22 protein-coding genes are annotated in these 21,319 nt (G+C 61.4%); 17 read left to right on the top strand and 5 right to left on the bottom strand.

Annotated elements, in window-relative coordinates:
• Positions 1-5: 5 nt before the first annotated feature.
• From recF to dnaA, 3 genes are all read right to left on the bottom strand, one after another.
• On the bottom strand, positions 6-1,070 hold the full coding sequence (recF, locus tag ACFPN2_RS14055) for a DNA replication/repair protein RecF (RefSeq protein WP_380597519.1): 1,065 nt from the start codon (positions 1,068-1,070) through the stop codon (positions 6-8).
• Positions 1,071-1,091: 21 nt separating this feature from the next.
• On the bottom strand, positions 1,092-2,189 hold the full coding sequence (gene dnaN, locus ACFPN2_RS14050) for a DNA polymerase III subunit beta (protein WP_380597517.1): 1,098 nt from the start codon (positions 2,187-2,189) through the stop codon (positions 1,092-1,094).
• 219 nt (positions 2,190-2,408) lie between these two features.
• On the bottom strand, positions 2,409-3,770 hold the full coding sequence (gene dnaA, locus ACFPN2_RS14045) for a chromosomal replication initiator protein DnaA (RefSeq protein WP_380597515.1): 1,362 nt from the start codon (positions 3,768-3,770) through the stop codon (positions 2,409-2,411).
• A 258-nt stretch (positions 3,771-4,028) separates the two neighbouring features.
• On the opposite strand from dnaA, the gene rpmH reads away from it, so the two are divergent.
• Genes rpmH through ACFPN2_RS14010 form a run of 7 tightly spaced genes read left to right on the top strand, consistent with a single transcriptional unit; the run spans position 4,029 to position 9,442 of the window.
• A complete protein-coding gene (gene rpmH / locus ACFPN2_RS14040; protein ID WP_161810250.1) occupies positions 4,029-4,163 on the top strand; it encodes a 50S ribosomal protein L34 in 135 nt (44 codons plus the stop codon).
• Positions 4,164-4,206: 43 nt separating this feature from the next.
• Positions 4,207-4,569, top strand: coding sequence for a ribonuclease P protein component (rnpA, locus tag ACFPN2_RS14035; protein WP_380597512.1), 363 nt, complete (start codon positions 4,207-4,209; stop codon positions 4,567-4,569).
• The gene (gene yidD / locus ACFPN2_RS14030; RefSeq protein ID WP_380597510.1) at positions 4,557-4,811 is read left to right on the top strand and encodes a membrane protein insertion efficiency factor YidD; all 255 of its coding nucleotides are present in this window, start codon (positions 4,557-4,559) and stop codon (positions 4,809-4,811) included. The genes rnpA and yidD overlap by 13 nt, the downstream gene beginning before the upstream one ends.
• A complete protein-coding gene (gene yidC, locus ACFPN2_RS14025; RefSeq protein WP_380597508.1) occupies positions 4,804-6,522 on the top strand; it encodes a membrane protein insertase YidC in 1,719 nt (572 codons plus the stop codon). The genes yidD and yidC overlap by 8 nt, the downstream gene beginning before the upstream one ends.
• Positions 6,523-6,539: 17 nt before the next feature.
• Complete coding sequence (mnmE, locus tag ACFPN2_RS14020; protein ID WP_380597506.1) at positions 6,540-7,901, top strand: tRNA uridine-5-carboxymethylaminomethyl(34) synthesis GTPase MnmE; 1,362 nt, start codon at positions 6,540-6,542, stop codon at positions 7,899-7,901.
• A 14-nt stretch (positions 7,902-7,915) separates the two neighbouring features.
• Entirely contained in the window at positions 7,916-8,296 is a 381-nt protein-coding gene (locus ACFPN2_RS14015) for a hypothetical protein (RefSeq protein WP_380597504.1), read from the top strand.
• Between the two features lie 57 nt (positions 8,297-8,353).
• On the top strand, positions 8,354-9,442 hold the full coding sequence (locus ACFPN2_RS14010; protein ID WP_380597502.1) for a hypothetical protein: 1,089 nt from the start codon (positions 8,354-8,356) through the stop codon (positions 9,440-9,442).
• 8 nt (positions 9,443-9,450) lie between these two features.
• Here ACFPN2_RS14010 and ACFPN2_RS14005 read toward each other — a convergent pair whose 3' ends face one another.
• On the bottom strand, positions 9,451-10,356 hold the full coding sequence (locus tag ACFPN2_RS14005; RefSeq protein WP_380597500.1) for a c-type cytochrome: 906 nt from the start codon (positions 10,354-10,356) through the stop codon (positions 9,451-9,453).
• 221 nt (positions 10,357-10,577) lie between these two features.
• Here ACFPN2_RS14005 and ada point away from each other — a divergent pair, with 221 nt between their 5' ends.
• Both ada and ACFPN2_RS13995 read left to right on the top strand, forming a co-directional pair.
• Positions 10,578-11,648, top strand: coding sequence for a bifunctional DNA-binding transcriptional regulator/O6-methylguanine-DNA methyltransferase Ada (gene ada, locus ACFPN2_RS14000; RefSeq protein WP_380597498.1), 1,071 nt, complete (start codon positions 10,578-10,580; stop codon positions 11,646-11,648).
• Between the two features lie 94 nt (positions 11,649-11,742).
• Positions 11,743-12,591: a dienelactone hydrolase family protein gene (locus ACFPN2_RS13995; protein ID WP_380597496.1), complete on the top strand. Its 849-nt coding sequence runs from the start codon at positions 11,743-11,745 to the stop codon at positions 12,589-12,591.
• A gap of 6 nt (positions 12,592-12,597) precedes the next feature.
• Here ACFPN2_RS13995 and ACFPN2_RS13990 read toward each other — a convergent pair whose 3' ends face one another.
• The gene (locus ACFPN2_RS13990) at positions 12,598-13,887 is read right to left on the bottom strand and encodes a metal-dependent hydrolase family protein (RefSeq protein ID WP_380597494.1); all 1,290 of its coding nucleotides are present in this window, start codon (positions 13,885-13,887) and stop codon (positions 12,598-12,600) included.
• 152 nt (positions 13,888-14,039) lie between these two features.
• Here ACFPN2_RS13990 and ACFPN2_RS13985 point away from each other — a divergent pair, with 152 nt between their 5' ends.
• From ACFPN2_RS13985 to ACFPN2_RS13950, 8 genes are read left to right on the top strand one after another with little or no spacing between them, the layout of a single operon-like run.
• Positions 14,040-14,333: a Flp family type IVb pilin gene (locus ACFPN2_RS13985; RefSeq protein ID WP_380597492.1), complete on the top strand. Its 294-nt coding sequence runs from the start codon at positions 14,040-14,042 to the stop codon at positions 14,331-14,333.
• Positions 14,242-15,528, top strand: a complete 1,287-nt coding sequence (locus ACFPN2_RS13980) for a pilus assembly protein TadG-related protein (RefSeq protein WP_380597490.1) — start codon at positions 14,242-14,244, stop codon at positions 15,526-15,528. The genes ACFPN2_RS13985 and ACFPN2_RS13980 overlap by 92 nt, the downstream gene beginning before the upstream one ends.
• Positions 15,529-15,530: 2 nt before the next feature.
• Positions 15,531-16,319 carry a hypothetical protein gene (locus ACFPN2_RS13975; RefSeq protein WP_380597488.1) on the top strand — a complete coding sequence of 263 codons (789 nt, stop codon included), beginning with the start codon at positions 15,531-15,533 and terminating at the stop codon, positions 16,317-16,319.
• A gap of 3 nt (positions 16,320-16,322) precedes the next feature.
• Entirely contained in the window at positions 16,323-17,033 is a 711-nt protein-coding gene (locus ACFPN2_RS13970) for a hypothetical protein (protein WP_380597486.1), read from the top strand.
• Complete coding sequence (locus tag ACFPN2_RS13965; RefSeq protein ID WP_380597484.1) at positions 17,030-17,185, top strand: hypothetical protein; 156 nt, start codon at positions 17,030-17,032, stop codon at positions 17,183-17,185. The genes ACFPN2_RS13970 and ACFPN2_RS13965 overlap by 4 nt, the downstream gene beginning before the upstream one ends.
• Before the next feature lie 25 nt (positions 17,186-17,210).
• On the top strand, positions 17,211-18,014 hold the full coding sequence (gene cpaB, locus ACFPN2_RS13960) for a Flp pilus assembly protein CpaB (protein ID WP_380597482.1): 804 nt from the start codon (positions 17,211-17,213) through the stop codon (positions 18,012-18,014).
• Positions 18,011-19,054, top strand: a complete 1,044-nt coding sequence (locus ACFPN2_RS13955) for a type II and III secretion system protein family protein (RefSeq protein WP_380597480.1) — start codon at positions 18,011-18,013, stop codon at positions 19,052-19,054. The genes cpaB and ACFPN2_RS13955 overlap by 4 nt, the downstream gene beginning before the upstream one ends.
• 27 nt (positions 19,055-19,081) lie before the next feature.
• A complete protein-coding gene (locus ACFPN2_RS13950) occupies positions 19,082-21,319 on the top strand; it encodes a TadE/TadG family type IV pilus assembly protein (protein ID WP_380597478.1) in 2,238 nt (745 codons plus the stop codon).

Raw genomic sequence — 21,319 nt, 5'->3', positions numbered from 1 at the left:
CGGCATTATACCATCGGCTCGAAATTGCCTTGTTTCACGTGAAACCTGCGGCCAATTTCGATGCCCTTCAGTCCCCGCTCGTGGACTGAAGTGACGATCAACTGACTGGGGATCTCGGCGATCGCCAGAAGAAGTTTCCCCAAGTTATCCACATCCAGCTCGGCCGCTGGATCGTCCAACATCAGGGTGGTCGGCACCGCCCCCAGAGCGGTGTGACACTGCAATTGAGAAAGGATGAAGGCGGCCGCCAGCATCTTCTGTTGGCCGCGGGAGACCCGGTCCTTCGCCGGCGTCCCATCGATCAAAAAAACGAGGTCCGCCCGATGGGGACCGACATGGGTGGTCTTGAGTCTCAGGTCCCTAGATATGGAGTCGTGCAGAGCCTGTCTCAACTCGGCCTCCACAGGCCATCCCCGACGATAGGTCAGCGTGGTGCCCGGTCCAACCAGGCGAGCTGCCAGCGATTCGAAATGCGGCTTCAGCGCCTCGACATAGTGGGCGCGCAACCGATCCACCTCAGCGCCGGCGGCGCAGAAGTCCTGCTCCCAGGCATGGATCAACTCCTCGCCATGAGCCGTTCGAAGCGCGGCGTTTCGTTGGGACAGGGCGCGCTGGTAGCGACGCCAGTAACCGAGGAACTCACGTTTCACGTGAAACACTCCCCAGTCCATCAGTCGACGACGCCGAGCCGAACCCTCCTCCACCAATCGATGGACGCCAGGGTCGATGATCTGCAGAGGTAAGACTTCGGCGATGTCCGCGATCCCGGAAATGCCCTGCCCCGCCAGCTGACCTTGGGTTCGACCTTGGGTGTGCTCCAGCCCCGCAGTCAGCATGCCGCGATGAGTCGCGAGCCGCCCGACCACTCGAAAAAAGGTCGTGCCCTCCCGTTTGAGCTTTTCCGCCTGGGCGGCCCGGAACGAACGTCCGTGGCCTAGAAAGTAAATCGCCTCCAGCAAGGAGGTCTTGCCGGAGGCGTTGTCACCGATGATGCCGGTCGAGCGCGAGTCAAAGTCCAGGCTGGCGTGTTCGATGCAACGGAAGTTATCGACCGTGATCGCAGTCAGCACCGGTGCACGCCCGCCATGGTTTTATAGCCGCATCGGCATGACGACGTACTTGGCCTGCGGCGCGCCTTCAGAGCTCAGCAAGCAGCTGTTGTTCGCGTCCGTGAGACCGAGGACCACATCGCCGCTATCCACAGCCGCCAGCGCATCGAGCAGGTAGTTGACGTTGAAGCCGATCTCCAGCTCGTCGCCGCCGTAATTGATCTCCAACTCCTCTTCGGCTTCTTCCTGCTCCGGGTTATGCGATTGCAGGAGCAGGACTCCGGGCTTAACGCCGAGGCGAATACCACGATACTTTTCGTTGGAAAGAATGGCCGCGCGCTGGAGCGCCGAACGCAGAACGTCGCGATTGACGTTGATCCGCTTGGTCGGATTGGCCGGGATCACGCGACCATATTCCGGGAAACGGCCGTCAATCAGCTTCGAAGTGAAGCGAATGTCGCCGATCTGGGCGCGAACGTGATTGGTTCCGATCGCCAGCTCGACATTGCCTTCACCGGCCAACAGCCGTTGCAGCTCGAGCACGCCTTTACGCGGCACAATCACTTGCTGAGTAGCACCGGCCTCATGTTCGAGCGTGGTTTCGCAATATGACAGACGATGGCCGTCAGTCGCGACCGTTCGGAGCGTTTTCCCGTCAGCTTCCAGCAACATACCGTTGAGGTAGTAACGCACGTCTTGCTGCGCCATCGAGAAATGCGTCTTGTCGAGCAAGCGGCGCAGGGCGGATTGGGAAATCAGCAGCGCCTTCTGGGCCCGAATGTCTTCCACCGTCGGGAAGTCGCTCGCCGGCAGGGTAGCCAGCGTGAAGCGGCTCTTGCCGGAACGAACGGTGGCGCGCTCGCCTTCCACCGAGATCGTCACCTGGGCCTTGTCGGGCAGGGCCTTGATGATGTCCAGCAGCTTGCGACCGGGCAGGGTGATTTCGCCCGGTGTCTGCAAAGTGACGTTGGCCTTGGCGACCAGCTCCACTTCCAGATCCGTCGCCGTGATGGACAGTTGCTCACCCCGACCCGCGATCAGGACGTTGGCCAGGATCGGCATGGTCTGGCGCCGCTCCACAACGCCGATTACCGCCTGCAGTGGTGCGAGGATGCTTTCCCGCTCAGCACTGAACTTCATCGTGGTCACCTTCGGAATCTTAATTAGAGATTAAGTATTTAAAGAATTTATGATGATTATGAAGGGCGGCAAGCGCTGTGTATAACCCGTTTTTTGCGTGTTCCATCAGTCGCTTATCGCCATCAAAACTCATCTGCTAACTGTCGCGGAGCTTGTATCGAAACTGTGGGCCGTCTGTGGATAAATAAGACCCACGAAAACCTAACAAATTATCCACAGTCATCCAGCCAGGGTTCTCAACAGGTTTGAGTAGTCCTCGCTGGTGCGCGTATTCGACTCTCGCAGCTCCTTGATCACCCGGCATGCATGCAGCACCGTCGTATGGTCGCGGCCGCCAAATGCATCGCCGATCTCCGGCAAGCTATGACTGGTCAGCTCCTTCGCCAAGGCCATCGCGACTTGCCGAGGCCGCGCGATCGAGCGACTGCGACGCTTCGACAGCAAATCGGCCACGCGGATTTTGAAGTATTCCGCGACGGTCTTCTGAATGTTCTCGATGGTCACCATGCGATCCTGGGAAGCCAGCAGATCGCGCAACGACTCTTTCGCGAACTCCATGGTGATCGCACGGCCGGTGAATTGCGAGTTCGCCACCACGCGACGCAGAGCACCCTCGAGCTCTCGCACGTTGGAGCGAATCCGCTTGGCGATGAAGAACGCGACTTCGTCGGGCAAATCGACGCGGGTCTGAGCGGCCTTGCTCATGAGAATGGCCACGCAGGTTTCCAGCTCCGGCGGCTCGATGGCCACCGTCAGTCCCCAGCCGAAGCGTGACTTGAGCCGCTCTTCCAGGCCGTCGAGCTCTTTGGGATAGCGATCGCAGGTCATGATGATCTGCTGCTGGCCTTCGAACAGCGCGTTGAAGGTGTGGAAGAACTCTTCCTGCGACCGATCCTTGCCGGCGAAAAACTGAATGTCGTCGATCAGCAGCGCATCGAGCGAGCGATAAGCGGTTTTGAAATCGTTGATGGTGTTGTGCTGAAGCGCCTTCACCATGTCGCCGACGAATCGCTCCGAGTGCACATAGGCGACGCGGGCATGCTCGTTACGAGCTTTGATCATGTTCCCGACCGCGTGCATCAGGTGCGTCTTGCCCAGACCCACGCCGCCATAGATGAACAGCGGGTTGTAGGCGCGACCGGGATTTTCAGCGACCTGGAACGCCGCGGCGCGGCCGAGCTGGTTGCTCTTACCTTCGACGAAGTTCGCGAAGGTGAAATCTGGCTGGAGGCGACTGCCCAACACCGCCGGGATATCGCGGACCGGTGCCGGCGTGATCGTCGGCATGCGCTGAGCCACGGGCTGATGCGTGTTGATCGTCATCGCAGGGGCGGCCGGCCGGGAACCGACTTCCAGCACGACGGCAGGACTGGGCTCTTCGCCCACGGCATCGACCAGTTCGGTGATCCGGCCCGCGACGTTCTCATTCACCCAGTCGACGACGAAACGGTTCGGTGCGAGCAGGCGCAACGTCCGTCCGTCCTCCACGGCCTGCAAAGGCCGGATCCACGTATTGAACTGCTGCTCCGGCAATTCCACTTCCAATTGCGCGAGACAGCGGCGCCACAACGAACCCTGCACGGTTTCGTCCCCTAAATCGAATCGAGAGAAAGAATTGTTCTGCGCCAGGTCAACGCGAGAGGCGGCGAGTCTATACCGATGGACTGCCAGTTATCCACAGGCAGGCGCCGCGAATTTTGTGCGCCGGAAGCCATAGTCGAGCTTGACACTGAGGGGGGTGGTGCGTAGTCTTGCCGCCCCTCTACGCGCGCCAGCATGTACTTGTTTTAGCGCGATTTCTGGCCCGAGCCCAAGTTACGACATCGTTGAGATGCCCGCATGAAGCGTACTTACCAACCCAGCAAAGTTAAACGTCAGCGCACCCACGGTTTCCGCGCGCGTATGGCCACCCGTGCTGGTCGCCAGGTGCTCGCCCGTCGTCGCGCCAAGGGCCGCAAGCGTCTCACTGTCTGAGCTCAGGCTTAGCAGCGGCGCTCGCGTTTGTCCGACCCTAGACTTGCCAGCCCCGACCCGACGCTTTCAACCGGCGCAACGTCTCCGGCATAAATCCGAATTCGATCGCGTCTATCGGGATTCGCGCCGCTCCACCGACGCCTGTTTCGCGATCCTCACTCGTAACAGCGGCGGCTCGATACCCAGACTTGGATTATCGATTGCCGCACGCATCATCGGTAACGCCGTGCGGCGTAACCGCATCAAGCGACTGGTTCGGGAATCGTTTCGTCAGCATCAGCATGAACTGCCTGCGGTGGACATCGTCGTTAATGCGCGCTCGGGGGCTCGCGATGCGGACAACGCCGTCATCGTGCGCAGCCTCGAGAAGCATTGGCGCACGGTGGTAAAGCAATGCGCCCCGTAGTCGTACATGGCCTGACCGCTGCGATTCGCGTCTATCGCTATTTGATCAGCCCCATGCTCGGGCCGACCTGCCGCTTCTACCCGAGCTGTTCCTGCTACGCCGAAGAAGCTTTGCAACGACATGGCGCAGCTCGCGGAACTTATCTCACGGTGCGCCGCCTGATGCGGTGTCATCCCTGGAACGAAGGCGGCTACGATCCGGTGCCACCTCCTCACAATACCAAGCCGGTTCCTCATGGATAACCAACGCGTATTCATCTGGGCCGCGCTTGCGCTGGTCCTGTACCTGAACTTCATCACCTGGCAGAAGGACTACGCTCCTCCGCCGGCGCCGGCGAGCGCTGCGACTACGCAGACGCCGTCTGCAACCGGTACTGCCCCGGCGGCAGCCAACGACACGTTGCCGGAATTGCCATCGAGCGACGCGACCGCGCCGCCGGCTTCGGCCAGCGGCACATCGGCCGCTACTATTAATGAGAGCAACCAGGAGACCGTCGCAGGCAACGCGGCTGTCATTCGTGTTGTCACCGACGTGCTCTCGATGGACATCAGCACTCGCGGTGGCGAGCTGGTCCGCGCCGATCTGCTGAAATACCCCGTTAAGAAGAATCAGCCGGATGTGCCGGTGCGCTTGTTCACGCCGAATCCGCCGCTGTATGTGGCGCGCTCCGGTTTGCGAGCTGCGGACGGTCGTGCCGAGCCGACGCATCAGGTCACTTATCAAGCTGCGGCGAGCGAATACAAATTAGAGGCGGGACAGCAGGAACTGGTCGTGCCGCTGACGTGGACCGACGGCCAGGGCGTGACGGTCACCAAGACCTTCAAGTTCAAGCCCGGCAGCTACCAGGTCGATTTGAGCTACGACGTCGATAACCAGTCGGGCAGCGATTACAAAGCCGCTTCGTATGTGCAGCTGATCCGTCACTACGAGCATATCGAGCGCTCGTACTTCAACGTCGAGACCTATGCGTATCGCGGTCCGGCGATCTTCGACGGCAAGGCCTATCGCAAGCTGAAGATCGAAGACGAGGACGATCGCAAGTTCAAAGGCGACTTCGCCGGCGGCTGGATGGCTTCCTTGCAGCACCACTTCGTCGCGGCCGCGGTGCCGCCGAAGGATGCGACCTACGATTACCAGCTCAGCCTCGATGCCGACAACGATTTCGTCCTGTCGTATCGCGGCCCGCTGACGGCTGTACCAACCGGCGGCAAGCACACATTTAATGAGACGATCTTCGTCGGCCCGAAGCTGCAGGAACAACTCGCGCAGGCCGGTCCGCGTCTGGAGCTGGTCGCCGACTACGGCAAGCTCACGATCATCGCGCAGCCGTTGTTCACCGTGCTCGAGTTCGTTTACGGCGTGGTGGGTAACTGGGGCTGGGCGATCATCATCGTCACCTTCCTGATCAAGCTCGCCTTCTACAAGCTGACCGCGTCGAGCGGCCGCTCCATGGCGAAGATGCGCAACCTCGGTCCGCGCATCAAACAGATTCAGGAACGTTACAAAGACGACCGCGAACAACTCGGCCGTCAGATGATGGAGATCTACAAGCGCGAGAAGATCAATCCGCTCGCCGGCTGTTTGCCCATCCTGATTCAGATTCCGTTCTTCCTCGCCTTCTACTGGGTGCTGCTGGAGAGTGTCGAGATGCGGCAGGCGCCGTTCCTCGGCTGGATCACCGATCTGTCGTCGCGCGATCCGTTCTTCATCCTGCCCATCCTGATGGCGGGCGCGATGTTCGCGCAATTCAAGCTGCAGCCCATGCCCAGCACCGATCCGGTGCAGGCGAAGATCTTCATGTTCATGCCGCTCATCATGTCGGTGACGATGGCCTGGTTCCCCGCGGGTCTGGTGCTGTACTGGTTGACCAACACGTTGTTGTCGATCGCTCAGCAGTACCGGATTAACAAGCTGGTCGCGGCGGAAGATAAGAAAGAGAAAGACCGGAGCTGACCCGGTCGACTCGAGGCATGACACCCCGTCCCGGCGACACTGACACCATCGCGGCGATTGCAACGCCGCCGGGTCGCGGTGGCGTCGGGATGGTGCGAATCTCGGGCCGCCTCGCACCCACCATTGCCGCCGAAGTGCTCGGCGATCTGCCGGAGCCGCGGCATGCAGTGTTGCGAATCTTTCGTGACGCCGACGGTGAAATGCTCGACGGCGGCCTCGCCCTCTACTTTCCCGCGCCGAACTCGTTCACCGGCGAAGATGTTCTCGAACTGCATGGCCATGGCGGTCCCGTCGTCATGGATATGTTGCTCGCTCGAGTCGTCAGCCTCGGCGCGCGTGTCGCGCAGCCGGGCGAATTCACCCAGCGCGCCTTCCTGAACGACAAGATCGATCTGACGCAGGCCGAAGCCATCGCCGATCTCATCGACAGCGGCTCGAGCCAGGCAGCGCGTGCCGCGCTTCGATCGTTACAAGGTGAGTTTTCCGTTGCCGTTCATTCGCTGACCGAAGCGGTCACGGAAACACGCATGCATGTGGAAGCCGCGATCGATTTCCCGGAAGAGGAAGTCGACTTTCTCGCCGACACCGTCTTGCATGAACGCATCGCTTCAACCATCGAGCTCTGCGAACAGATCACCGCGAAAGCGCAACAAGGTGCGTTGCTTCGCGAAGGCATGACTGTCGTCATTGCCGGCCGTCCGAACGCCGGCAAATCCAGTTTGCTGAATCGGCTCGCCGGCTACGAAGCCGCCATCGTGACCGACATTCCCGGCACGACTCGCGACGTCCTTCGCGAGCGGATTCACATCGACGGCATGCCTTTGCACATCGCCGACACCGCCGGCCTTCGCGAAGACGCCGATGTTGTCGAAGCTGAAGGCATCCGCCGCGCCAGAAATGAAATGACTCGCGCCGATCGCATCCTTTATGTGATCGATGCGACTCGCGGTCTGGACGACGAAGCCATGCAAGCTGAACTCGCCAGTTTACCGGCCGACATTCCCGTGAGCGTCATCCTGAACAAGATCGACCTCGCGCAGGCGCAATCTCGTTACGAACAATCCCAGCCGCCGCGTTTGCATGTATCAGCAACGAGCGGCGACGGCATCGATCTGCTTCGTGAGCACCTGAAGGAATGCATGGGATTCCAAGGCGCCGGCACGAGCACGATCTCCGCGCGCCGTCGGCATCTCGACGCGCTGGATCGTGCCTCCGCTCATTTGAATGAAGCGCAACGCCAGCTCATGGAAAAGCGCGCCGGCGAATTGATGGCGGAAGAGCTGCGCCAGGCTCAGCAATGTCTCGGCGAAATCACCGGCGAGTTCACGCCGGACGATTTGCTCGGGCGGATCTTCACGACGTTTTGTATCGGCAAGTAGCGAGCGGCGGCCCAATGTTCGGCCAGCGCTCCTCGATTCCCGCCTCTCTCGCCATCGCTCTCCGCGACATTTTCGGCGAACCGGTCGAGCACATCCGCGTTGTCGAAAACTCTCTATACGCGCGCATGCATTTCGGCGCACGCGCGACCACGCGACGCGGCCGCATCTTGTTGCGCGGTTCAGCAAACGATTTCTGGAACGATCCCGAGCTCGTCCTGCACGAATACTTCCATGTGTTGCGTCAGTGGCAGATCCGACGGCTCACGATCTGGAAATATCTGCTCGAGTCAGCTCGCAACGGTTATTGGCATAACTGCTACGAAATCGAAGCGAGAGCGTTTGCGGCGGCGCACTGGCGTGCGCTGAAGTCGCGATTGCAAAAGTGGCAGGAATGAGCGGAGGATTGCGTTAGTTACCTTCGCCGGCACCCGAAGCTGGAGATGGAGGTCACGATGCAATCGTTCAGAACTATTCCTACACGCGCCGTTCTGGCAGGCGCCCTGGCCGCGATTCTGAGCACCGCTGCGCAGTCAGACGTCATCATCACCGAGCGCATGAGCATCAGCGGCGCCGGCATGATGAAGATGGCCAACATGAGCGGCACGACGACCACGTCGATTTCGGGTCAACGGGCGCGCACCGACAGTAACCTGCAGTTCGAATCCGGCTTGATGCGGACCTTCGCGCGCGGCATCGGCGGCGATTCGACCGAGATCGTGCGGCTGGATCAGGACAAGATGTATTCGCTCGACAACAAGAAGAAGACCTATACCGAAACCACGTTCGCCGAGACCCGGGCGCAGATGCAGAAGGTGTCGCAGCAGATGCAGGAAGCGCAGGCGGCGCAGCAACAGGGCACTTCCGGTGTCGATGAGTCGCAATGCGAATGGTCCGAGCCGAAGAGCGACGTCATTCGCTCGGGCGAGAAAGCATCGATCGCCGGTCACCAGGCTGAGCGCGTCACCATCACTGCTACCCAATCCTGCAAGGACAAGAAGACCGGCCAGGTCTGCGATTTTGGCCTGGTGTTCGATCAGTGGGTCGCGCCGGACTTCCAGGCGTCCGCCGAAGCGCAGGCGTATCAGCAGGCATTTGCAGAGAAGATGGGAATGGGCACCGCGGGCTCGAAAGATTTTGCCGAGCGCGCGGAGACGATGTTCGGCCGCTACAAAGGCCTGTGGAGTGAAGTCGCGACCAAGATGCGCGACGTGAAAGGGTATCCGGTCAGGCTGAGTTTCGGGCTCGGCGTGGGCGGCCCGCAGTGTCAAAGCACTCAGCAGATGCAGGCCGGCGGTCAGCAGGAGAGCACCGCCTCACCGACCAGCATCGGTCAAGCGCTCGGCGGTGCCTTGGGCGGAATGTTTGGTAAGAAGAAAGCAGCACCGGCACCCGAAGCCGCCGCGCCACCCACGCAATTGCCAGGTGGCCTGTTCTCTCTGATGAATATGAGCACAGAGCTCGTATCAGTGAGCACCGATGCAGTGAGTCCGCAATCGTTCGAGCTGCCGACGGGGTACAAGAAAGTCGCCGTCGGCCAGTAAACGAGAGATCAACGCGTGCCAGACGTTCTGGGTTGCAGGGTCTTCAAGAACCCGAACAACGCATCCAGTTCAGTATCGGTCATGCCGCGCAGGCTTTCGAAAGGCATCACGCCGATGCTGGTGCCGTCCGCTCGCTTGCCAGAACGCATCATCTGACGGAACTGCTCGACCGAGGCGTAGCGCTGTGTCATCGCACTATCCGCGGCGGAAGTGAGATTCGCCGCCGCGGGCCAGACGGGCGGAGCACCGGGAATCGGGCCGCCAGAGAAGCCCTGACCATGACAACCGACGCAGGTCTTCGAGATGTACTCGCCTTGCGCATGCGTATCGACCGGCACGCGAGTCGGCGCGGGTTTGGTGTGATCGATCTTCTCGGACGCATCCTGGGCAATGCCGGCGACATAGAGCGCTTTCACCAACAGCGGAATGCGCATCTCGGTCTTGCGCTCGGCTGACGGCGGCATGGAGCGAATGTAAGTCACCAGCGCCGCCACATCTTCATCGGCCATCTGAGCGTAGTCTTCACTCGGCATGACAAAGGCGGGAACGCGGCCCGGCTTCAGGCCATGGCGAAGGAGCGCGACCCAATCGGTGTCGCTGTATCTCGCAGCCGCACCGCCACCGCCGCGAGTAATGTTTGGCGAGGCGATATACAAACCGCCGCTCGGATCGTCGATGACGACTTTGCCCTCGCCGCGCGTGCCATGACATTCCGTGCAGCCGCGGGTCTGAAACAGATATTCACCGCGCGCCAGATCGGGATTGAACGAAGCGAAATTCACCGACGCAATCGGCACGTCGACGACCCGATTCATCTTGCGCTCGCTGAGCACCACCGCGGCGCCAGCAGCAATACCCACTCCGGCAGCCAGGACCGCCAACGAGCCCCCGACGATTTTCATGAGCTTGTTCATGGCGGCGTATTCTGCATATCGATGGCTGGATTACAGCGTACGAAGGGGCAGCCAACACTGGCCCGGAAGAGCCACGCACGCTGCTCACTTTCGCCAGGGGCGGGCTACACTTGAAGTCACCTGACATGCCCAAGCAGTCCAGAAAATTACACAGCAAGAGGCGGGAATCTTCCGAGCCGGCCGCACGCAAAACTGCGACCCAAGCAAAGAGGAGACCTGCCATGTCCAACGCGAACGACGATGCCTTGTGGAGCGCGGTACAGAACCGCGACGCCAGCCGCGACGGTGAGTTTTTCTATGGCGTCATGACCACTGGCGTGTATTGCCGGCCTTCCTGCAACTCGCGCCGGCCGTTGCGGAAGAACGTTCGTTTCTTCACCACCGCCGAAGCGGCGGAACGTGCCGGTCTGCGGCCCTGCAAGCGCTGCAGGCCCACCGGCGTTTCGGCAAATGTGTTGAATCAGGTCGTGCACGAGCTGGCCCGGCAAATCGATGCCGCGCCCGACAGCAAGCTCAGCCTGGAACAACTCGCCAAACGCTCCGGCTACAGCCCATTCCATTTGCAACGCAGTTTCAAAGCAATCATGGGCAGCAGCCCGAAGGAATATCAGACGGCGGCTCGGGTTCGCATGCTCAAAAAAGAGCTGCGTAACGAAGCGCCCGTCGCGGATGCGATCTATCAAGCGGGCTTCGGCTCGGGCAGCCGTGTGTACGAGAAGGCGGACGGTCAGCTCGGCATGACACCCAGCGAATACCGCAGCGGCGGCAAAGGCCTCACGATCTCTTACGCGAGCGGCCAGACTCCGCTGGGATTGATGATGATCGGCGCCACCGATCGCGGCATTTGTTTCCTGCAGTTCGGCGAGAACGATCGAGCCTTGCTCGATGATTTGCAGCTGCAGTTCCCCGCCGCTACGGTGCAAGCGATGCCCGACAGCTCGCGCAACGAGTTCGAATCGTGGATCGCCGCGCTGAATCGTCATCTGCGAGGGCTCGAGCCCCGACTCGATCTGCCCCTGGACGTGCGAGGCACGGCATTCCAGCTGATCGTGTGGCGCTACTTGCAGAAGCTGCCGTACGGCGAAGTCCGATCGTATGCGGAAGTCGCGGCCGCCATCGGCAAACCCAGCGCCGCTCGAGCCGTTGCCAGGGCGTGCGCCACCAACTCGGTTGCGCTGTTGATCCCGTGTCATCGCGTCGTGCGGGGCACCGGCGAGCTGGGCGGTTATCGCTGGGGCATGCAGAGAAAGCGAGTGTTGCTCGATACGGAACGTGCGGCCAGCAAGCGATGAGCTGCAGTTCACATCTTCGGGATGGATCCTTGCGCACCCGCTACTCGTGCTGATAATGAGCGCGCATGCGACATAGCATGCTGCGGGAGGCGGTATGTGCCTGGGTTGTTTAGACGAAGATGAGCCACCAGCGACGCGAAGGGAGTTCCTCGCGACGGCTCTGCAACTGACCGCCGCGTCGGCGCTGGGCGCGACGACGGTGGCCGATGCCGCCGCTCGAGTGTGGGACATCGAGGCTCGCGGGCTCACTGTCGATAACGGCGGAACGCTGCTGCCTGCGTATCAAGCCGTCCCCATGGGCGCGAGCAATCAAACCACCGTCGTGATCATTCACGACAGTCCGGGCATTCCCAAAGAACTGCAGGAGCTGGCGCGCGAGGTGGCCCGAACCGGTTACGTCGCGCTCGTGATCGATTGCGCTCAGCGCGGCACGGCCAAGATTTCCACCCATCCGGACGCCTTGCTGAGCGAGGCCTTCAATCTCGACGTTGAAGGCGATGTGCGTGCCGGCATCGTCACGTTGAACGGCAGCGCGCCGAATGCCAATCCCGTCGTGATTTTGGGATTCGGCGCGGCGGGCTATACCGCGTTACGCATGGCGCTGAACGATCCGCTCGGCATCGTTGGCGTGATCACGCTGTCCACGCCCATCGAAGCGACCGAAAAATCCAAGACCGATCCGCGCCCGGACCTGATCACCTTGCTGGCGCGGCTGAATGTCCCCGTTCAGTTTCATGCCGGGACCGCGGACCCGGCGATCGATCGCGAGCAGCTGAACTGGCTGGGGCGGTTCGTGGCGGTCGCTCCGGACCGGCGCGAGCTCTATTTATATAGTGGCGCCGGCCCGGGGTTTTACCTGCCCTCATCGACGACCTTCGACAAGGGGTATCAATTGCTGGCGAAGAAGCGCTGGCAAGAATTCCTCGCCAGGCGCTTCAGTTAGCGCCAGTTACGGCTGCTTCACCACCACGCCGTGCTTCATCACGAACACGGGCTGTTCGGTCGCGGCGATGTTGTTCAACACGTTGCCTTTGACGGCGACGATGTCGGCGATCTTGCCCGCTTCGAGCGTGCCGACCTGATCGGCGATGCCGAGCAATTTTGCCGATTCGCGCGTGCCGGAAACCAGCGCTGCGGCCGGCTGCATGCCGATGTCCGTCAGCAACTTGAACTCCTTGGCGTTCATGCCATGCGGTGACACACCCGAGTCAGTGCCGAACGCAATCGGCACACCGATCTTCAGCGCCGAGCGGAACATGCGCTCGTGCTCGTGCAGCGTCGCGCGGGCCTTGGCTGCAATCGCCGGCGGGAACTTGTCGGCGACCTGGTTTACCCACCAGACCGCGAGACGCGTCGGCACCAGGTAAGTGCCCTTCGCCTTCATCAGCTTGAGGGTTTCGTCGCTGAGGAAGCTGCCGTGCTCGATGGAATCCACCCCGGCTTCGACAGCCTGGCGGGCGGCGAGATCGCCGTGAGAGTGCGCGGCCACTTTGCGCTTCCACGCATGCGCTTCCGACATGATGGCGTTCAACTCATCGGGCGTCAGCTGCGGCACGTCCACCGGATCGGCTTCCGAGAGCACGCCACCTGACGAGCAAATCTTGATCACGTCAGCGCCCCACTTCAGCTGGTAGCGCACGGCCGCGCGGCACTCATCGGCGCCATTGCATACACCGTCTTGAACACCGAGCGGCGCGATGCGATCCGGCGGGAACGGACCCTGGTCGCAGTGACCGCCGGTGGAGCCCACCGAGTGGACCGCGGTCAGAATCGTTGGGCCCGGGGTGAGGCCGGCGTTGACGGCGTTACGCAAACCCACGTCGACGAATTCACCGGCGCCCACGTTCCGGACGGTGGTGAAGCCGGCTTCGATCGTGCGCTTTGCATACACGGCAGCGAAGAAGGACTGCTCCGCGGGGAAGCGATACATATCCGCGTGGAAGCCCTTGTAGAAATCATTGTGGCCTTCCATGGTGATGTGCGTGTGGGCATCGATGAAGCCCGGCATCAGCGTCGCATCGCCGAGATCGATCACCTTCGCATTGGCCGGCACGGCTTGTGAGCCGAGCGCCTTGATCTTGTCGCCTTCCACGAGCACGGCGCCGCCGTTCGTGAGGTTGCCCGACTTGCTGTCGAACAGATAGGCCGCCTTCAGCACGATGGGCTGAGGCGTTTCGGCGGCTTGCGCCGAGCCGACCACGACCGCCAATCCCAACGCCAACTTCACTGCTAACCGCATCGCGTTCCTCCCATTTTGCTGGTGCGGCACGATACCCCTTCACGTTTCAAAGGAAAACAGCACGGCTATTTCTCGACGAAAGCGCAAGTATTTGGCGTTTTTTGCCAGTCTCGCGCCATTACTGTGTCGTCTCCGCACCCAAGGAGACTGCAATGGATAGCAAACAGAAGATTTCGCTGGCGCACTCGCGCAGTGCACAGCGCGGCCAGGGAATGAGCGAGTACATCATCATCACCGCGCTGGTGGCCGTCGCCGGCATCGGGTTGTTCGCCGCCTTCGGCGATGTTCTTCAAAACCAACTGGCCGGCATGAGCCGCGAGATGGCGGGTCAATCGGCCACGCAAGACATCACCGATGCCCAGGCTTCCGCGACCACGGCCCAAAACCGGGCCGCTCAAGCGGACAGCCTCTCCACTTACAACCAACAGACCAATGCTGCTCAGTAAGCGCCCTCGTGGACAGATCGCGCCCGTGGCTCTGTTCGGTGTGCTCATCAGCAGCGCTGTGCTGACGGTGATGTTCAACACCGGACAGAAGATCACGGAGCGATCGCAGGTCGCTAACGCCGCGGATGCCGCGGCGTATAGCGGTGCGGTGTGGACCGCACGCCATCTCAACTTCATTGCCTATACCAACCGAGCCATGATCGCCAATCACGTTGCCGTCGGGCATTTCGTTTCTTATGTGAGCTGGGTTCGCTATATCAACGACTCGATCGCCGCCATCGATCGGGTCACCCAGTGGATCCCGTACGTCGGTCAGTACGTGGAGCTCGTCGAGCAAATCTCTGCGCAGGTCCGTGACGCGACCGAGCAAGCCGCCGAGATCAGCATCCCTGCCATCGATGCGTGGAACACGAACATTCGCGCCGCGCAGGCGGAGGCACAGGCGTCGCTCGCCTTTCGCAATGTGCAGAGTCTGATGGATCAGACGGGTCGGACGTACGATCCGCACATTCGCATCAACGACGGCGATGCGCTCTCACTCCTGCCGGAGGAACTGCAAGCGCTGCTCGAAGCACAGCTGATGACGCAAGCGGCTGCTGTGCCTACATTCATCCAACGCTACACCGCCAGTCGCGACAGCAACTCCATGCAACTGCTGGTGAATGCGAGTCTGCGCGGCAATTCGGATCTGCAGCGATGGATTGCAGGCGAACGAGGATGGCGAGAGAACTTGCTCGCAGTACAGCTTCGCAAGCGCGGCGCGACTTCGATGAGCCAGACGGATCGAGTGGCTGACTGGCGCGCCGAGGATCAGCTGCAGTTTCGCACGCGTAGCTTGTTCGGTTGGCACCGCTGGCAACGGATCGGCGACCGAGTCAGCAGCGCCACCGCGCGTGAATTCGCTTCGAACTATTCCGGCGTGCCGGCGTACTACAACGTTTCTGGTTCGCCTCGGGATGCGTCACTTCGTATCGCGGCGATAGCCACTAAATCTCAGGCAAACGTGGCAACGGCAGATCTGCTCGGCATGACCTCGACGGCCCATCCGTTGGCGGTCGCTGCGATTGCCCGTGTGGAGTTTCGGCGGCCGCGCGGCTCGGCCTTCTTGTCGCTCGGTGAACGAAGGCACGAGTACGCCAATCTGTTCAACCCTTTCTGGGAAGCGAAGCTCGCGCCCATCACGTGGAGCTTCTGATCATGCGCTCCACGAATCGCGGTAACGCCATGGTCGAGACGGTCGTCGCCGTGGCGGTGCTCACACCTTTCCTCGGTGGCATCGCGCTGCTCGGAAAGCAGCTGGATGTGAAGCACAAGAGCTTCGATGCGCTCCGCTACTCGGTGTGGGAGCGCACTGTGTGGAGCGGCAGCACCAAGTCAGATGACGATGTCAGGATCGAAGCGCTCGATCGTACCTTCGGCGATCCCAGCACGGGAATGATGGCGATCGACTCACTGCGATCCGAAGGCGTCTCGCAAAATCCACTGTGGCGACATTATCGTCAGTCGTTGCTGACCCCGCCGGGTGTTTCATTCCTCGCTGCTGACGGTGCAGTTCCTGTCGACGCTGGCTACGTGCTGATGCCCGGCCTGGCTCACGGGACCGGCCCCGTCGGTTCGGTGGCTCAGGCGCTGAGGATGGACGACCTCAACTTGAATCGCCGTTCTTTCGCCAGCGCCACCGTCGAAGCAAACATTCGCCCGCTGCTGGCCCATCGCGATTCTCCGCTCACACAACGTGCCACGGGCGCGTTGCTCAGTGACACCTGGTCGCCGCGCGACGAAAGCGAGTTCGGCCGCAGAGTGGATCGCATCACCGTCAACGAGCTCATCGAAGATCTCGAGTTGCCAGGGCGGGTCATCGCCCTGCAGGCTCTGAGCAAAGGCGGGCCGCTGTATGGTGAAGGTCAGTACGGTTGGGATCCGCAACTGCGACCTCGTTCCAGCTCCCTGCCCTCCGCCTATGTCGTCGATCAGGAAGGAGAGTGAGCCATGCCGACCTATACATTCCGACTCGGCGCGTTGCTGCTCATCTTGCTGATGTTGCCGGCGCATGCCGAACGTTTGACTCGGATTACAGCGCAACTTCCTGATCTCGCCGCGCCACCCAATGGCACCGCTCAGTGGATCGCTCGCAGTATGCGAATGAACGGGCTGCCGATGACGCTCAAGGCGTTCGAGTCGCGGTTGTCGCCGGATGCCGTCCTCAACTACTACGAGTCTCAGCTGAAATCGCTGGGCAGTCACGACGTGCGACGCTCGGTGAATTCACCGTGGCGCGTGCTGATGTTCAAGTCGCACGAGCATTTCGTCACCGTGCATGCTCGTCCGGCGGCGACGGGAAGCGAGGGAACGATTTTGGTGAGTCCTGCGCTCGAAGCCGGCACGCTCAGGCTACACACTGACTTCCCGCGGCCGTCCGGTGCTCGCATCGTCAATTTGCAGCAGTACGACGATGCGGGCATTCAGTCGGAACATATCAGCCTGTCGAGCGACCGGACGCCGTTTGCCGAAGCGCAGGCGTTCTCGCAGCTGTTGATCACGAGCGGCTGGAACATCATCGACACGCGACCGACGTATCAAAGTCATCGCGGCTTTGTACTCGAAGCCCAGCGTCAAGCGGAGCAAGCGCTGCTCGTCATCGTTCCCGACGCGGCTCGCCCGGCGAACACCGCCATCGTCATCACCTGGAAGAAATCATGAATCTCCAGCGACACCAAAGCGGCTGGGGCTCAGCCGAATACCTCGCGATTCTTGTTGGCTTGATGGCGGTGTGGCGAGGCGCGCAGGCCGTGTTGGCGCTGCTCATCGAGCATCACGATGAATTTTCGTGGGCCTTGATGATTCCGTTCTAATTCTCCTCTCGCTCAAGGACGAGCAATGAAAGGCATCTGGATCACCGCACTCATGCTAGGCGGCGCGCTCACTGCCGGCGGCGGCTCAGCGTACTTCGTCAAAGGTTATATCGATGACGAACTGCACGCGGAGCGCGAGCAACTGCAAAAGCAGTATCGGCTCGTCAACGTTGTGGTCGCGAAGGTGGACCTTGCGCCGGGCTCGGTGCTTTCGAGCCAAACCGTCGCTGTTCGCGAAGTGCCCAACACATTCCTGCATGCGGACGCGGTGAGGTCCGAGCATTGGGACGAGATCGCCGGGCGCGTGCTGTCGCGACCTGTGCGCAGTGGCGAGACCATTCTCAATACTCATCTCGCTCAAGGCGCGGGCGCTGGCTTTTCGGCGCAGCTGCCCGAGGGAATGCGGGCGCTCACGTTTCCAGTCGACGAAGAAGCGTCGATTGCGGGAATGCTTGCGCCGGGCGATCGCATCGATCTGCTCTTCACGACTGCAGCCGCGAACGACAGCGTCACTGTGCCGTTGCTGTTCTCCGTGCCGGTCATTGCCACGGGCATACGAACGCAGGCCAACGAACATTCGTTGCCGGATCGCTTGCAGTCCGCGGCTTTCCGCACGATCACCGTCGCCGTCGATCCTGCGGACGCCGCCAAGATCACGCTCGCTCAAGAGGCCGGAAGAATCACCGTCGCGCTTCGGCAGCCGGATGATCGAACGATCCCGCGCATCGCTCGAGTGACGAAAACCAGTTTGCTGAAAGGCGATGCGCCGATGGCGCCTTCACGGCCGCGGCTGCGTGTGCAAGTGATTCTCGGCGGGGTCGAGTCATGAGCGTTAGTACTTGGTTGATGACCGCACTGGCGCTTGGCATTCCGACACCCGAGGCACTTCAGCAAGCGCCGGTGTCTGTGCTCTCCGTGCCGGTCGGTCAAAGCCTGCTGATCCGCTCGCCCGGTGCGAAGCGCGTGTCCGCCGGCGACGGCGCCACGATCGATATCAAGGTGCTCGATGACACCCAGGAAATTCTCGTGCTCGGGCGCAAGGCCGGCACCACGGATCTGCGCATCTGGTCGCGCGATGGGTCGAGCGTTGCCTATCTCGTGCAAGTGCTGGGCATCGTCGATCCGATCGCCGCACCTGTGCCGACGCTGCAAGCCGAGACCACGATTCTCATCAAGGCGAAGCTCATCGAAGTTCGCAAATCGGCGCTGCGCGATATCGGTGTCGATTGGGCAGATGTCGCCGCCGGTCCCGTGCTTAGCACGGACGACGGCGTGGATATCTCTTCGTCTCTCGATTCCGTGATCCATCTGCTGATGAGTCGCGGCGATGCTCGGTTGCTCGCGGAGCCGACACTGACGTGTATCAGTGGCGGCCAGGCGGACTTCGTCGTCGGCGGTGAAGTCCCGATTCCGGTTCAGAACCAGGACGGCGCACTCAACGTCACGTTCAAGCAGTTCGGCATCCTGCTCAATGTCGAGCCGCGTGCGAACGATGCCGGGCTGATTCGTACCAAGGTCGGCGTCGAAGTCAGCAGCGTCGACAAAGCCAACTCCGTGCTCGGCATTCCTGGCTTCGCGACTCGCAAGACCAATACGGAAATGAATGTGCACTCCGGCGAGCCGATGGTCGTCGCCGGGTTGTTCAGCGCTGACGATGCGAAAACCGTCGCAAAGGTTCCGGGGCTCGGCGCGCTGCCGGTCATTGGCGAGCTGTTCAAGTCACGACAGTTTCGTCGCGGCGAGACCGAGCTCGTCGTGCTCGTTACGCCGGAAATCATCGGTTCGGATTCGGTCAACGAAGGCGTGCAGCGCTTCGACCGGCTCAAGCGCGACTCGGATGAAGCGCTCAAGCCACGGTTGAAAGACTAGCGCCTAATTAAGGAAAGCAAGCGTCACATGGATGTGACTCGAACAAGCCGCGGATGTCGGCAACGTGGAGCTGCAATCGTCGAAGCGACGATTGCGCTGCCGCTGTTGCTGGTCGTCATCCTGGCGGTCATTCAGTTCGGCTTCGTCTATCAGGCGAAGGCGACGCTGAATCATGCGGCTCTCCAAGCGGCGCGAGCTGGAGCGGTCGCGAATGCGACGCCTGCTGCCCTTCGGCACGGTCTTGCTCAGGGGCTGGCGCCGCTCAACTCGCCGGACGCTTCGTTACAAGGCGTCGCTGCATCTATCGCTCGCCTCGAAGGCGAGCTGCTCACCGATGCGCGCATCCGCATCCTCAATCCGACGCGCGAAGCCTTCGATGACTTTGCGGTTGAGGTCGATGGCGTTCGTGAGCTGCCGAACGATCGCTTGCACGCTCGCGACACGCGGACGGGCGCGAGCGGCGGACTCAACATTCAAGACGCGAACCTCCTACGCGTCGAGATCACGTATGGATACGAGCTAAAGGTTCCGCTGGTCAATGGCTTCCTCTCGCGCCTGCTTCGGTTGACGCGCGATGGCGATGCATTTCACCAGCAGCTGCTGCGTCGGAATCGGTTGCCGATCACGTCGACGGCGACTGTGCGCATGCAGAGCCCGCTGCGCTTCAGCGAGCTGCTGGTTTCGCGATCGGATCTTCCTGATGTTGCGCGAGTTGCCGCTGGCCTTGGTGAGTCGGGCGGTGATGCAAGTCACAACGATGAAGGCGATGCGTCGGGTGATACGCAGAGTTCGCCTGGATCTTCCGATCACGCAGGCATTTCGCTCGGCGATGGATTCTTCGGGTTCGGTGACGGTGCCGCGCCGCCGCCTTCCGATGCGAGCGGTGACGATTCTTCCGTCGATGAAGACAACGGCGGTGGCCCTTCCGATCCCGGCACTCAAACGCCGCTCTGCACTCCCGCTGACACACCTGCCGCGCCGGCTGCGGAAGATCAAAGCGCGCTCGGTCGCGTTTGGGACGAGCTTCGGGGTCTCGCTGCCGATGCCTACGAATTCGTTCGCGGTTTCTGGGAAGGACTGCGCGGTCAGATTGGCGATCTGGTCGCTGCGATCACCGATCCGATCGAGACGGCGCGTGGTGTTTATGAGCTGGCGATGTCCTTCATGGAGGACCCTGTCGGCACCGCTCAGACCATCGGCGCCGCGCTCGGTCACGACCTCAGCCAACTCGTCGAATGCGATTCGTTCGATCGCGGCCGCGTGCTGGGCAGCTATGTCAGCCCGGCCTTCATGCTCAAGCTGGCGGCCAAGCTCGCCCGCTTCGGTCGCGCCGGCCTTCGCGCTGCTGCCGATGCCACCAAACGTGAACTCGGCTGCGCGAGCTTCGCTGCTGATACTTCCGTTTGGGTTGGAGATCGCAGTGTTCCTATCCAATCGCTCGAGCCGGGCGAGTGGGTGGATGCGCGCAGCGATCGTGACTATCTCGATCGTTCGCAGCTCGTTACTCATGTTTTCTCGCGTCGTGCGGACACTTATCGAGTTGTTGAGACTGAGGCGTCTCGGTTTGCGGTTACGGACGAGCACCCGCTGTGGGTGCAGGGCCGCGGCTGGACCGCCGTTCGCGACATCGAGCTCGGCGCGCCAGTCGCCACTGCCGGCGGCGACACGCTCGTACTTTCGAACCGCCGCGTCGATTCGGCGCTGCAGGTTTTCAATCTCACTGTCGCCAACGATTCGAGCTATTTCGTCGGCGCCGAACGCGTCTGGGCTCACAACGCCACCTGCACCCTCCGCGTCCGCTACCCCGTCCCTCGCAGCCCCAGCAACTTTGCCCTCGGCGCCACCGACGGCGGCCCCGGCGCGTGGTCTTCCATTACCCGCCCCGATAACGATGCCTACCGCTACCAGGAACTCATCACCGGCGCTCCTCGCGGTGTTGAGTACAATGTCAACGGCGTGAATTTCGACGGCTACGACGCGAATCGAGATGTGTTGTTAGATGCCAAGCATTGGACGCAGGAGTGTCCGCTTGGGGATCGGTGTCGGTATGAGCCGCTGAAGCGGGCGTTGACGGATAAGTTGCTCGAAGAAGCTGAACGTCAGATTGCTGCTGTAAGAACAGCAGGAACATCTATCGAGTGGCGCGTAGTGGACGAAGAAATGGCACTGCGTATCAGCGCGATACTGGACAGAGGGATCAACCGTCGAGTCGACAGGGATAGGATCATTGTGATCTTCACTCCGCTGTCCGACATACAAGGGTGA

The sequence above is a fragment of the Steroidobacter flavus genome, assembly GCF_042651805.1.
GTDB classification, from domain to species: Bacteria; Pseudomonadota; Gammaproteobacteria; order Steroidobacterales; family Steroidobacteraceae; genus Steroidobacter; species Steroidobacter flavus.
This window is presented reverse-complemented; position numbering and strand designations above follow the sequence as displayed.